14 protein-coding genes are annotated in these 14553 nt (G+C 32.3%); 12 read left to right on the top strand and 2 right to left on the bottom strand.

Features of this window, described 5'->3' with window-relative positions:
- Together ACODSB_RS10345 and tnpA are read right to left on the bottom strand one after the other, a co-directional pair.
- On the bottom strand, positions 1 to 909 hold the full coding sequence (locus tag ACODSB_RS10345) for an archaemetzincin (RefSeq protein WP_488936970.1): 909 nt from the start codon (positions 907 to 909) through the stop codon (positions 1 to 3).
- Positions 910 to 938: 29 nt separating this feature from the next.
- Positions 939 to 1400: an IS200/IS605 family transposase gene (tnpA, locus tag ACODSB_RS10340; RefSeq protein ID WP_488936969.1), complete on the bottom strand. Its 462-nt coding sequence runs from the start codon at positions 1398 to 1400 to the stop codon at positions 939 to 941.
- A gap of 658 nt (positions 1401 to 2058) precedes the next feature.
- On the opposite strand from tnpA, the gene trmD reads away from it, so the two are divergent.
- From trmD to ACODSB_RS10280, 12 genes are all read left to right on the top strand, one after another.
- Entirely contained in the window at positions 2059 to 2733 is a 675-nt protein-coding gene (gene trmD, locus ACODSB_RS10335; RefSeq protein ID WP_488936968.1) for a tRNA (guanosine(37)-N1)-methyltransferase TrmD, read from the top strand.
- 158 nt (positions 2734 to 2891) lie between these two features.
- Positions 2892 to 3242: a 50S ribosomal protein L19 gene (gene rplS, locus ACODSB_RS10330; RefSeq protein ID WP_053471187.1), complete on the top strand. Its 351-nt coding sequence runs from the start codon at positions 2892 to 2894 to the stop codon at positions 3240 to 3242.
- 285 nt (positions 3243 to 3527) lie between these two features.
- Entirely contained in the window at positions 3528 to 5750 is a 2223-nt protein-coding gene (locus tag ACODSB_RS10325) for an NADP-dependent isocitrate dehydrogenase (protein WP_488936967.1), read from the top strand.
- Positions 5751 to 5893: 143 nt separating this feature from the next.
- Complete coding sequence (locus ACODSB_RS10320; protein WP_488936966.1) at positions 5894 to 8275, top strand: TonB-dependent receptor; 2382 nt, start codon at positions 5894 to 5896, stop codon at positions 8273 to 8275.
- Between the two features lie 35 nt (positions 8276 to 8310).
- Entirely contained in the window at positions 8311 to 9132 is an 822-nt protein-coding gene (locus ACODSB_RS10315; RefSeq protein ID WP_180856452.1) for a DUF4249 domain-containing protein, read from the top strand.
- 6 nt (positions 9133 to 9138) lie between these two features.
- Positions 9139 to 9621, top strand: a complete 483-nt coding sequence (locus tag ACODSB_RS10310) for a GyrI-like domain-containing protein (protein WP_488936965.1) — start codon at positions 9139 to 9141, stop codon at positions 9619 to 9621.
- A gap of 44 nt (positions 9622 to 9665) precedes the next feature.
- Positions 9666 to 10112 carry a DinB family protein gene (locus ACODSB_RS10305; protein ID WP_488936964.1) on the top strand — a complete coding sequence of 149 codons (447 nt, stop codon included), beginning with the start codon at positions 9666 to 9668 and terminating at the stop codon, positions 10110 to 10112.
- A 109-nt stretch (positions 10113 to 10221) separates the two neighbouring features.
- Positions 10222 to 10884, top strand: a complete 663-nt coding sequence (locus ACODSB_RS10300) for a thiamine diphosphokinase (protein ID WP_488936963.1) — start codon at positions 10222 to 10224, stop codon at positions 10882 to 10884.
- Positions 10885 to 11021: 137 nt separating this feature from the next.
- Positions 11022 to 11972 (top strand): 23S rRNA (adenine(1618)-N(6))-methyltransferase RlmF, encoded by a 951-nt coding sequence (rlmF, locus tag ACODSB_RS10295; protein WP_488936962.1) that lies wholly within the window; start codon positions 11022 to 11024, stop codon positions 11970 to 11972.
- Positions 11973 to 12149: 177 nt separating this feature from the next.
- Complete coding sequence (locus ACODSB_RS10290) at positions 12150 to 12809, top strand: DUF3800 domain-containing protein (RefSeq protein ID WP_488936961.1); 660 nt, start codon at positions 12150 to 12152, stop codon at positions 12807 to 12809.
- Positions 12810 to 12926: 117 nt separating this feature from the next.
- Positions 12927 to 13157 carry a uroporphyrinogen decarboxylase gene (locus ACODSB_RS10285; RefSeq protein ID WP_488936960.1) on the top strand — a complete coding sequence of 77 codons (231 nt, stop codon included), beginning with the start codon at positions 12927 to 12929 and terminating at the stop codon, positions 13155 to 13157.
- 92 nt (positions 13158 to 13249) lie between these two features.
- Complete coding sequence (locus ACODSB_RS10280) at positions 13250 to 14191, top strand: alpha/beta fold hydrolase (RefSeq protein WP_488936959.1); 942 nt, start codon at positions 13250 to 13252, stop codon at positions 14189 to 14191.
- The last annotated feature ends 362 nt before the right edge of the window (positions 14192 to 14553 follow it).

Below are 14553 nucleotides of genomic sequence, written 5' to 3'. Positions count from 1 at the left end.
TTATTGGATAACTGAAATATCTTTCTTCATTGCATCAGATTCCTCAGTCAGGTTATTTCTTTTAAAAAAATTGTCTAAATCGGTTAATCTCTTTTTATTATCATATTGAATACATGAATTTAATTTTCTCTGGCAGACAGAACACAATCGAATCGTACTTCTATCTGTTTCAGATAAACTGTTAGTACCATTCATTACACAATCAGCATTAATACAATGGTGTATTCCAAACATATGTCCAATTTCATGAGAACTCGTTTTGAGTAATCTTACTAAACACAAATCAAAATTTTCAGCAGTAAGTTTACCATCCTGAAATCTGTAAATAGAACTTACACCTACTTTATCTCTATAAGAAGCAAGTCCAAAAACATAATTCCATTCTGGTTTAGGATATAAATCCAATTCAGAAAGTCCCATCAATGCAATTCTATTCTCCGGTTTTTCTTCTTTTAATACATCATTGAAAAGATATCCTGCTAATAATTGTTCATGACCTTCCGTAGACATTCTTCTTGCTGAATTTGGAACTATATCATTAGAAATTGGTTCTAATGTTTTTGTTTTTAATTGAAAAAAGAGTCCTAAATACTCATTAACAAGCTGAATCTGTTTCTTTTGCAGAGAATTAAAATTTCCAATCGGTTTTATGTAAATAATATTCTCCTCTTTAGTCGGAACAATATGCTTAGATCTATAATATTGTTCAAAAGTCTGTCCATCTTCAGGATGAGAAAACAGCCAATCTCCATAACTTGGTTTTGGTAATTTAACGTCATTAGTTTTAATATCCTTAAAATAGGACGCTTCTTCTGTAATTTGTTTTGGAGCTTCTTTTGTGGTTTCTTTAGCTTTTTCTTTGTTACAAGCGCATAATAATATAAGAATGAAGAAGGCTATTTTTTTCATTTACGTTTTGGATATAATTAAAACCAATTTTAAATTAATTCCTTAAAAATAAACTTTTCATCATAATCAACTTCAAATTTTTCGAGAAAATTGATGTATTCTTCTTTAAAGGTTTTCTTTTTATGATGCTCTTCTTGATTTTCTATATAGTCAGCGACTGCACTTAATTGAGATTTACTATATGAAAATGCCCCATAACCTTCCTGCCATTCAAAATGAATGTTGGTAAATTTATTTTCGTTTATCCATTTTGATGAATTTTGCTTTATGCTTTTCATCAATTCAGATATTGATTGTGCGGGTCTTATTCCGATCAAAATATGAACATGGTCTGAAATACCATTGATTGCTAAGATCTTATGATTATTGTTTTTAATAATTCCTGAAATGTATTTATATAAATCATTTTTCCAGTTTGTGTGTATAGCCGCTTGTCTATATTTTACAGCAAAAACAAAATGAATGTGAATTTGGGTGTAGGTATTTGCCATGATTGTATAGTCCCTACGGGACATTTTTTCTTAAATAATATTTTTCTCTACCGATATATTATTCCTAGCGGAATATTTTTTGATTATCTTCAAATATATAAAAAAGAAAGAATATTCTTTCTTTTTATTTCAATAGAAATGTATAGTCCCTAACGGGACATTTGAACGTATATCTAACATTATTTCTACCGATATCTTATCCCTAAAGGGATATCTTTTTGATAGTTTTCAAATACAAACAAAAAAATATTCGTTTCATTATTATTTATTTTAAGATATAGTCCCTAACTGGACATTTGAATTCTCATCCATCTTTATTCTACCGATATTATGTTCCTAGCGGAACTTTTTAGCATAATTCTATTTTAATAAACTCCAATTAAAATCAATACAATATCCCGTTAGGGATAAAATATCGGTAGAAAAAAATATCGGTAAGTTTTTTTGTCCCGTAGGGACTATACATCTAGACAAAGAATAGAATATTGATGGTTTTATATAGCCCATAAAAACAATATATGCAAAAACAAATTGTTCCGTTAGGAACAAAATATCGATAGAAAATTTTGCATCGACATGATTTTTTGTCCCGTAGGGACTATACCTATTACATCTTCATTTTTAACTTCGTATCTTTGCCCAAATTATTGAAGAAAAAATGAGAATTGACATTGTTACACTTTTACCTGAATTATTAAGAAGCCCTTTTGAGGCATCGATTATGAAACGTGCCATTGATAAAGGCTTGGTCGAAGTACATTTTCATAATCTTCGTGACTACAGTACTAATAAACAAAAAAGTGTAGACGATTATCCTTTTGGCGGCGGCGCGGGAATGGTAATGACAATTCAGCCAATTGATGATTGTATTACGCATCTTAAAAGTCAGCGTGAGTATGACGAAATTATTTATATGTCTCCCGACGGTGAAACTTTAAACCAAAAAATGGCCAACAAAATGTCGATGTACGAAAACATTATCATTTTATGCGGACATTATAAAGGCGTTGACCAACGTGTTAGAGATCATTTTATTACTAAGGAAATTTCGATTGGTGATTACGTTTTATCTGGCGGAGAATTGGGCGCATTAGTTTTATCAGATGCGTTAATCCGTTTAATTCCTGGTGTTTTAAGCGATGAAACCTCAGCGTTGACCGATAGTTTTCAGGACAATTTACTATCAGGACCAATATATACAAGACCTGCGGATTATAAAGGATGGAAAGTTCCGGAAGTTTTAACCAGCGGACATTTTGCCAAAATTGACAAATGGCGCGAAGATAAAGCCTACGAACATACAAAAAACAGACGTCCGGATTTACTTGAATAAATTCCAAATTCCAATTAATCAACTAGTTAAGAAATTGGAATTTGGAATTTATTTTATTTGGAATTTTATTTTTTTTAACTACATTTGCACCCGAATTAGACTAACCTCTGGCGAGATCCGTGAATGTTACTCTATTAAACTATAATAATAAAATTATCATGGCAGATTTATTAAAATTCGTTCAAACCGAATTCGTTGCTAAAAAAGATTTCCCTGAATTTGGAGCTGGAGATACTATCACAGTTTTCTACGAAATTAAAGAGGGTGAAAAAACAAGAACTCAGTTTTTTAAAGGAGTTGTTATTCAAAGAAGAGGTTCTGGTAACACAGAAACTTTCACGATTCGTAAAATGTCTGGAGCTATTGGAGTTGAGCGTATCTTCCCAGTAAACTTACCAGCTTTACAAAAAATCGAAATCAACAAAAAAGGTGCAGTTCGTAGAGCTAGAATTTTCTACTTCAGAGAACTTACTGGTAAAAAAGCTAAAATTAAAGATAAAAGAAGATAATCATTTATCAATCTGTTATAAAAAACTCGTTTCATGTTATTTGAAACGAGTTTTTTTTATGCCTTTATTTTAAGCAGTATCAAAACCGTAATTTTTTAATATCAAAATCATCGATTTAGCAATTTTACGAAATCGTATTAGCAATCTGATAATTTAAGCAATTATCAGGAAAACTAAACCGTTTTCGGACTGTTTTTATTATATTTGCTCCGCTCATTTTGAGCCAGCTCATACCTTTTACATCGCCATTCTTTGACGACACGATTATAAAAAAAAAAAAAAAAAATGACACAGAATTCAAAAATTTTTTACACCTTAACTGATGAGGCGCCTCTATTAGCGACTTATTCTTTATTACCTATTGTTCAGGCTTTTACTTCAACAGCTGGTATTGCTATTGAAACTAGAGACATCTCTTTGGCAGGAAGAATTTTATCTAATTTTCCTGAGTCTTTAACAGATGCTCAAAAAACAGTAGATGCTCTTGCTGAATTGGGTCAATTAGCAACAAAGCCAGAAGCTAACATCATCAAATTACCAAACATTTCAGCATCTGTACCACAATTAAAAGCGGCTATTGCTGAATTACAATCTCACGGTTACAACGTTCCAAATTTCCCGGAAGATCCGCAAAACGATGCTGAAAAGGAAATTAAAGCAAAATATGCAAAAGTATTAGGCTCTGCTGTAAACCCTGTTTTACGTGAAGGAAACTCTGATCGTAGAGCGCCAAGAGCCGTTAAAAACTTTGCAAAAGCAAATCCACACTCAATGGGTGCCTGGTCTGCTGATTCAAAAACTAAAGTGGCTTCTATGCCAAACGGTGATTTCTACGGAAGTGAGCAGTCACTTACTGTTGCTGAAGCAAACGATGTAAAAATCGAATTTGTTGCAAAAGACGGAACTACAACTGTTTTAAAAGCGAGTACACCGCTTAAAGCTGGTGAAATCATTGACAGTTCTGTTTTAAGTGTAAAAAAATTAAAAGCTTTTGCAGCTGATGCTATTGCAGAAGCTAAAAAAGAAGGAGTTTTACTTTCTGTGCATTTAAAAGCTACAATGATGAAAGTTTCAGATCCAATTATCTTTGGCGCTATCGTTGAAGTATATTTTGCTGATCTTTTCAAAAAATACGAAACTTTATTTGCAGAATTAAATATTGATACAAGAAATGGTTTAGGTGATATCTACGCAAAAATTGCTGGAAGACCTGAACAAGCTGAAGTTGAAGCTGACATTACGAAAGCTATCGAAAACGGACCAGCTTTAGCAATGGTTAATTCTGATAAAGGAATTACAAACTTACACGTTCCATCTGATGTTATTGTTGATGCTTCTATGCCGGCAATGATCCGTACTTCTGGACAAATGTGGAACAAAGATGGTAAGGCACAAGATACAATTGCAGTTATTCCAGACCGTTCTTATTCTGGTATTTATACAGCAACAATTGATTTCTGTAAAAAACACGGTGCTTTTGATCCTAAAACAATGGGAAGTGTTCCTAACGTTGGATTAATGGCTCAAAAAGCAGAAGAATACGGATCTCACGATAAAACTTTCCAAATACAAGGTGATGGTGTTGTTCGTGTTGTTGATGCAAACGGAACTGTTTTAATGGAACAAAACGTTGAAACAAACGATATTTTTAGAATGTGTCAGGCAAAAGATGCTCCTATTCAGGACTGGGTTAAACTAGCTGTAAACAGAGCTCGTTTATCTCACACTCCCGCTGTTTTCTGGTTAGACGAAAACAGAGCGCACGATAGAGAATTGATCGTAAAAGTTCAAAAATACCTTAAAGATTACGATACTACAAACTTAGATATCCGTATTTTAAATCCGGTTGCTGCAACTGAATTTACTTTAGACAGAATCATCAAAGGTTTAGATACTATCTCTGTAACAGGAAACGTTTTACGTGATTACCTAACAGATTTATTCCCAATTTTAGAACTTGGAACTTCTGCAAAAATGTTATCTATCGTTCCTTTAATGAACGGTGGTGGATTGTTCGAAACTGGTGCTGGAGGATCTGCTCCAAAACACGTTGAGCAATTTACAGAAGAAGGATATTTACGTTGGGATTCATTAGGAGAATTTTTAGCTCTTGGTGCTTCATTAGAGCATTTAGGACAAACTTTAGACAATTCTAAATCTATTGTTTTAGCTGAAACTCTTGACGAAGCAAACGATAAATTCTTGGCAAACGATAAATCTCCGGCTCGTAAAGTTGGACAAATTGACAATCGTGGTTCTCACTTTTATCTTGCATTTTACTGGGCTCAGGCTTTAGCTGCTCAAAATAAAGATGCAGAATTAAAAGCGATCTTTACTCCTATTGCTGCAGAATTTGAAGCAAACAAAGCTAAAATCGATGCAGAATTAATTGGTGCACAAGGAAAACCTCAAAACATTGGCGGATACTACCAGCCAACTCCTGAGTTAGTAAGCAAAGCAATGCGTCCTAGTGAAACATTCAATGCTATTATTGCAAAAATAAAATAAGAAATGCACATTGTGTATTTTTAAAAATAAACAAAAAGGGCAGCTTTTACAGGCTGCCTTTTTTATTCTTAACTAATGTTTAACAATAGTTGGACTCTAATATTTAGTAAGAATTGCTAACTATGTAACTCAAAACCAAAACGATGATTACAAAAAAGATTAGTTTCCTTCTTATCATTATTTTTACCACACTTCATTCTTTCTCTCAGGATAAATTTACGCTAAGCGGTACTATTAAAGATTCAAAAAATAACGAAACCTTAATTGGCGTCAATATTTATATTCCGGCTTTAAAAATAGGAACGACAACAAACGAATACGGATTTTATTCCATTACAGTTCCTCGCGGCGAACATGAAATCGAAATTAGTTATGTGGGTTATCAAACTATTCAACAAACCATCACTTTAAACCAAAATACCAAAAACAATTTTTCCATCAGCGAAAGCGGCGAAGAACTTCAGGAAGTTGTCATTACAGATAATAAGAAGAAAATAAATATCAAATCTCCTGAAATGAGCGTTAACAAACTCTCCATTTCAACCATAAAAAAAATGCCTGTAGTTTTAGGTGAAGTCGATGTCTTAAAATCAATTTTATTACTTCCCGGAGTTACAAATGCAGGCGAAGGCGCTTCTGGATTTAATGTTCGCGGCGGCGGTGCAGATCAAAATTTAATTTTGCTGGATGAAGCAACAATTTTCAATTCCTCTCACGTTTTTGGTTTTTTCTCAGTTTTTAATCCCGATGCTATTAAAGATTTAAAATTGTATAAAGGCGGAATTCCGGCACGTTTTGGCGGAAGAGCTTCTTCTGTTTTAGATATTTATCAAAAAGACGGAAGCAGTAAAGATTTTCACATGAATGGAGGAATAGGTTTAGTTTCAAGCCGATTGCTTCTGGAAGGTCCAATTGTAAAAGACAAAGGTTCTTTTTTAATTGGCGGAAGAGGATCTTATGCCCATTTATTTTTAAAACTTTCAGAAGATAACAAAGATAATTCGGCTTATTTCTATGATTTAAATGCTAAACTGAGTTATAAAATAAACGACATTAACAATTTATATTTATCCGGATATTTTGGGCGGGATGTTTTCAGCTTAAACAAAAGTTTTACTAATATTTACGGAAATTCAACTTTAAACCTGCGTTGGAATCATTTATATTCTGATAAATTATTCTCTAATTTATCTCTTATTTACAGCGATTATTATTACGGTCTTGATTTGGATTATGTTGGGTTTAAATGGGATTCGGGAATTCAAAACTATAATATCAAATATGATTTCAAACATTATATTTCAGATAAATTCAAATTGAATTATGGTGTAAACGGTATTTACTATGAATTCAATCCGGGAACTATTATTCCAAGTAATACTTCTTCTGGAATTAATCCTGATCAATTAGATAAAAAATATGCATTTGAACCTTCGATTTATTTAGATGCCGAGAATCAGCTTTCAAAAAGAATAACGCTGGCGTATGGATTACGTTACAGTTTATTTTATCGTTTGGGTTCTTCAACCATAAATTATTACGACAATAATAGTCCGGTAGTTTTCAATTCAGATACAGAAGTTTATGAAAAAGGAGTTCCAACTTCAACAAAATATTTCGGTAAAAATAAAGTAATTCAGGATTATAATAATTTCGAACCAAGACTTTCGATATCGTATCAATTAAATGACGATCAGTCCATAAAAGCGAGTTATAATCGTATGGCGCAGTATCTTCAGTTAATTTCAAATACTTCATCTCCTACTCCGCTCGACGTCTGGATGCCAAGTGACAATTATATTAAACCGCAAATTGCAGATCAGGTTGCTTTAGGATATTTCCGAAATATTAAAGAAGGTGCTTATTCTCTGGAAGTTGAAACGTATTACAAAAAAATACAGAACAGATTAGATTATATTGACGGTGCCGATTTAATTGCCAATAATGCCATCGAACAAGTTATCCTGAACGGAAGAATGCGTGCCTACGGTTTAGAAATTATGGTTAAAAAAAACGAAGGCAAATTTAACGGCTGGGTTTCCTACACTTTATCAAAATCAGAACAGCAAACGCCCGGAAGAACTCCTGAAGAAATCGGGATCAACAACGGTCAATGGTACAGTTCTCCTTATGACAAAACACATAATTTGGCGATAACATCTGCTTATAATTTAAACGAAAAATGGTCTTTTGGCGCTAACTTCGCTTTGCAATCCGGGCAGCCGGTTACGTATCCAAATGCACAATATGAATATTTAGGAATTACAGTTCCAAGTTATGGCCTTCGAAATGAAAATCGTCTTCCGGCTTATCATCATTTAGATGTTTCGGCAACTTTAACGCCTCGAAGTAATAAAGGTAGAAACTGGAAAGGCGAATGGGTTTTTAGTATCTATAATTTATACAACCGAAGCAACGCAGCTTCCATCAACTTTAGGCAAAATTCTGATACAGGTTTAAATGAAGCGGTACGATTATCCATCTTTGGAATAGTTCCGGCTGTTAGTTATAATTTCAAATTTTAAATTTCATTTCTGCAAAGAAAATAAAAAGATATAGTATGAAAAAAGTAATCGCATTAATCGTCTTATTTACATCGGTTTTCTTCACAAGCTGTGAAGATGTTGTAGATGTTGAACTGGATACTGCTCCTCCAAAATTAGTTATCGAAGCAGCTATAAACTGGCAAAAAGGCACGATGGGAAAACAGCAGGTTGTAAAATTAACAACAACAACAGGTTATTTTGAATCGGTGATTCCTACGGTTTCCGGAGCAACTATTTATATTAGAAACAGTAAAAACGTGCAATTTAATTTTACTGAAGTTCCAAAAACGGGACGTTATGTATGTAATAATTTTGCACCTGAAATTAACGAAACTTACACACTAACCATTATTAGCGGAGGGAATACCTATACAGCATCTGAAACTTTAAAATCTGTTGCACCAATAACGCATATTGAACAAAATAATGAAGGTGGATTTACAGGAAAAGATATCGAAATAAGAGCCTATTTTAATGACCCTGCAGATGCAGACAATTTCTATTTATACAAATATGTATACTCTAATAAAGTCACTTCTAATTTTTATGTTGATGAAGATAAGTTTTTTCAGGGTAATGAATTCTTTAGTGTTTCTGATGATGACGAACTCAAAGCTGGAGATGAATTAGAAATAACACATTTCGGTATTTCAAAACAATACTATAATTACATGAATATTTTAGTAAGTATTGCCGGCAGTAATGTTGGCGGGCCTTTTCAATCGCCGCCCGCAACCGTAAAAGGAAACATCATTAATACAACCGATAAAGCAAATTATCCTTTAGGTTATTTTTCGCTTAGCGAAAGTCAGACAAAAAAATTTAAAATAGAATAATAAAACATGGAAGCCAGAATTGAAACTTTAACCGAGAAAAAACTGATCGGACAACATATTGAAATGTCTTTTATCGAAAACAAAACATTTCAGTTATGGAGTAATTTTATGCCAAAACGAAAGCAAATCAGAAACATAATTAATGAGAATTTATATTCGCTTGAAGTGTTTTCTCACGGGCATTTTGATAACTTTGACCCAGACAAAACATTTCAAAAATGGGCTGCTGTAGAAGTCGGAAATTATGACGAAGTTCCTGCAGAAATGGAAACATTAATTATTCCAGATGGTTTATATGCCGTTTTTATACATTATGGTCCTGCTTCTGAAGGACATAAAACCTATCACACAATTTTTGCAGAATGGCTTCCGAATTCAAAATACACAGTTGACGACAGGCCGCATTTTGCCGTTATGGATCATAAGTACAAAAAAGAAGATCCGGAATCAGAAGAAGAAATCTGGATTCCGATAAAAAACAGAGATTAACCGCTTGCCTACAAATTATTCTTTTTAATCTTCAAATAAAAAATATGTTAATCGAAACACTAAAAATACTTTTTAACAGGGATTTAAATAAACTCAAATTTGAAATTGAATCATACGAATTCGAAAAGCAAATTTGGGCAATTGATAAAAACGTTTCTAATTCTGCCGGAAATCTTACGCTTCATTTAATTGGAAACATCAATACTTATATTGGAGCCCAAATTGGAAAAACAGGATATATTCGAAATCGTCCTTTAGAGTTTTCCCTAAAAGATATTCCAAAATCAGAATTAATCGATAAAATCGAAAATACAATTATAGTTGTAAATGATGTACTGGATATTTTAACTGAAGAAGATTTAAATAAAATATATCCTGAAATCGTTTTTGAAAAAGAAATGACAACCGGATTTTTCTTAGTTCATCTTTCAACTCATTTAGCTTATCACGTTGGACAGATAAATTACCATCGACGATTACTTGATTTCTGATTTTAGATTGCAGATTTTAGATTATTTCAAAGCTGGAAAAAATCTAAAATCTAAAATCTGCAATCTAAAATTCTAACCGTATCTTTGTAGCACATTCAAAAAAACTCACATGTCATCACACCATATAGTTCGCGACGATCAGGAACCAGCTTTAATAATTGCAAACGGAGCGGCCTGCGATCCTGAATTATTAGGACAATTGCTAGAATGGTCTCCGCTCGTTATCGTTTTAGATTCGGCAATAGAAAGAGTGATTGAATTGGGTATTAAAGTTGATGTACTTTTAGGAGATTTTGACCGAGGTTTTGATCCCGAAATTTATAAAACTTCACAATATCCACTTGAAATTGTTCACACGCCAGATCAGGATAAAACCGATTTAGAAAAAGCTTTTGATTATTTAGTTAAAAGAAAAATTCCAGCCGTAAATGTAGTTTGGGCAACCGGAAGACGTGCAGATCACACAATTACTAACTTAACCAATATTGTTCGTTACAGAGATTTACTTAAAATTGTAATTCTCGACGATCATTCCAAAATCTTTTTGCTTCCAACAAAATTCGAAAAATGGTATACTGCTAAAACTCCAATTTCCTTAATCCCAATTGGTGTTGTAAACGGCATTTATTCTACCAATTTAGAATATCCCCTGCAAAATGACACCTTAACAATGGGTTACAGAACCGGAAGCAGCAATTCTGTGGCAAATGATGGCTTAGTTACAATTAACCACACAAACGGTGATTTGTTATTAATGGAATGTTTTGATTAAAGAGTCGAAGGCTCGGTTTATATTGTAAGGCCGGATTTCAATCCGGTTTACACAAAGATGCACATTAAACAGATCATACCTACGGAATTTTTAATCCCAAAAAAGGAATGCGTACCTTTGCCGCGAAATAAATCAAAATGAAAGCAGAAAACAATTCCCAAAAAGACAATTTACATCCAAGAAATCTTCATCGTTCCAGATATGATTTTGAACTTCTTATTTCAAATTGTCCCGAATTAAAAGCTTTTATTTCCATCAATAAATACGGAATCGAAACTGTTGATTTCGCTAATCCAAATGCGGTAAAAACTTTAAACAAAGCTTTATTGCAAACGTATTACGATATTCAAAACTGGGATATTCCTAAAAATTATCTTTGTCCGCCAATTCCTGGCCGAGCCGATTATATTCATTACATAGCCGATTTATTAGCTGAAACAAACAACAATCAAATTCCTGAAGGAAATTCTGTTTTAGGACTAGATATCGGATCGGGTTCAAATTTAATCTATCCGATATTAGGGAATTCAATTTACAAATGGAGTTTTGTTGCGACTGATATTGACAAAAAAGCAATCGAAAACTGCAGTAAAATTATCGAAGCTAATCCAAAATTAATTGACGCAATCAGTTTACAACAGCAGACAGAATCCCGATTTATCTTTAAAAATATTATAATTTCCGAAGACCGATTTACATTTACAATGTGTAATCCGCCTTTTCATGCATCGGCAGAAGAAGCCAATAAAAGTACTTCGAGAAAAGTTTCCAATCTAAATCCAAAAGAAAAAAGAAACACAAATCCAGTTTTAAATTTTGGAGGGCAAAATGCAGAATTGTGGTGCACCGGCGGTGAAATTGGTTTTGTAACACAAATGATTTACGAAAGCGCAAAATATGCTTCGCAAGTTTTATGGTTCACTACTTTAGTTTCTAAAAAAGAAAATCTTTCTTCTATTTACAAAACTTTGAAAAAGGTAAATGCTGTTGAATTCAAAACAATTGAAATGTCGCAAGGACAGAAAAATAGTCGTATTGTAGCTTGGAGTTTTTTGAATAATGCAGAACAAAAGTCTTTTAAAATTTAAAATTAATCCTACAAAATAAAATTTATTAATTTTTTATTCTTATATTTGCATCGTTAAATAGGTAATTCCTGAGTCAACGTGGCGGTGAAACATCTACCATAAATGTATTCTAAATACATCGTTTTTAGGGTCTATTTTTAAAATACCAAAGGGCTTTTTAGCCCTTTTTTTTATGGCATGAAAATATACATTGATGAAAGTGGCGATTTAGGATGGAAGTTTGATAAACCGAATAGATATGGTGGGTCAAGTAAATTTATTACAATTACCGGTATAATTATATCTAGTGAGGAAGAAAAATACATTTCCCGCTTTATTTCAGAAATTTATAAAAAATATAATTTAACTCCTAACATAGAGAAAAAAGGAGCTAATTTTCTTCCTGAACATTGTGCTTTTATTACTTCCCAAGTAACTAATAAGATAATTGCCAAGAGCAGTTCATTTAAAATTATTTCAATTACAGTAAATAAATCAAAAGTCTTTGAATCACTCCGAAAGGATAAAAATATCTTTTACAATTATGTACTTGGTTTGTTACTTAAACCTGAAATCATTAAATATGATAATGTAAAGATTGTTTTAGACAAAAGAACTATAAAAGTTAGTCATGGAGAGAGTTTTCCAGACTATATAAAGACAGAAATCTGGGGAAATGGAATTAATATTGATATTTCGTGCGAATTCTTAGAAAGCACAAATAACAAAATGATCTGGTTTGCGGATTGGTATGCTAATTTTGTATGGAGAAGACATGAAGACAATGAATCAAGTGCTTATGATATCCTTACAAGTTTTTCAAAAGAAAGATTTTTAGAAAAGAAATTGTATTTCTAAAAATATTAGAAAAAAATTAAATTGAAACAAAAAACTATACATCTGATTTTCAGTCAAATTCTTGATTTTATTATATGCTTTTGGTAGGTTTGTTCTAAACTATTAAATATCAAAATCATGGCAGAATACATAGGTTATCTCGCTTCCGTTTTTATTGTTGGAGGATTTTTGCTAAAAGATCTTAAAACAATTCGACTCATAAATTTATTCGGCTGTATATGTTTTGTAGTTTACGGTATCTTTTTAAAAGATTACAGGGATTTTAGCCAATGGCTTTTACCGATTATTATTCCAAATGCGATTTTATCATTTGTTCAAATCTATCATCTGACAGCTAAAAAAGTATAACAAGATTGTAATTATGATATTTTAAAACAAAATTCTGATACAATTCCTGTTTTCTATAATCGTAACTTTAAGTTCAAATTGAACTTATAACCATGTCAAAATTATACTCCAGATTAGCAATTCTCTTATTTTTAGTAACAAGCTGCGCTTCAACCAAAAAGGCAAAATTTGAGGATTACGTTTTTAAAACCAAAAGCGAAGAACAAAAATATGAAACTGCTTATAACAAGGCTTTAAAACTTTGGGATATCCCGTATACCGAAGAAAATGTAAAAACAAGTTTTGGAACTGCACATATCATTATCGCTGGACCAAAAAGCGGAAAAGATTTGGTTTTACTCCATGGAATGGACGCCAGTTCAACGATGTGGTATCCTAATATTAAATCTTTGGCTAAAAATCACCGCATTTATGCTATTGACTTTTTGATGGAACCCAACAAATCCAATTTAACCGCAAAACCACTTTCCTCAGAAGAAATTGTCGTTTGGTACAACGAAATTTTCGATCATTATAAATTAAAGAAATTCGACATCATTGGTGCTTCTCGCGGCGGTTGGATTGCAACATTACTGGCGACGCAAAAAACCAATTCTATAGATAAAATTGTATTATTAAGTCCGGCGCAGACTTTTAAATTCATTGACAAGCCCAGAAAAACATCATCGGCTTTAATGTTAAAACTTTTTCCTAGTGAAAAGAAATTCAGCAAAACATTAAAAGCATTTTCTACACATCCGGAAAAAATTAGTCCTATCTATAACAGACAATTTTACTTGGCTAATAAATACGCCAAATCAAATTCGAGTATGTTAAAAATGACACCATTTTCAGATAAAGAATTAGAATCAATCAATAATCCTGTTTTGGTTTTAATTGGTGACAAAGATGTTATTAATTCTGAAGAAAGTTTAGAACGTGCACAAAAACACTTAGCCAACAGTAAAACAAAAATCATAAAAGATGCAGGGCATTTTGTGACCATTGATCAGCCAAAAATTATAAATGATGCTGTTATTAATTTTTTAGAATAAGATTATTTGCCACGAATTTCCACGAATTGATTTTGCATAATCCAATTAAATAAATTGGTAAAAATTCGTGAAATTCGTGGCGAACTTGTATCATAAAATGTAGTCCCTACGGGACAATTTGTACGGATGAATGTTTATTTTTCTACCGATATTTAATCTCTACGAGATATGTTTTAATGACAATTATTTGTTGGGAAAATTATCAATTTGGTTTAAAAATTTCAGTTGTTTCTTAAAATTAATTCGAAAAAATCATCTCGTAGAGATTAAATATCGGTAGAAAAATGGTTGTCAAATTTTAAAATTGTCCCGTAGGGACTACACAAATCATATTTTTTTTACCCTTTTAAATAGCATTCAAA

The sequence above is a fragment of the Flavobacterium sp. FG68 genome, assembly GCF_057808895.1.
Note: the sequence above shows the minus strand (reverse complement) of the source record. Positions and strands in the feature narration are given on the sequence as shown.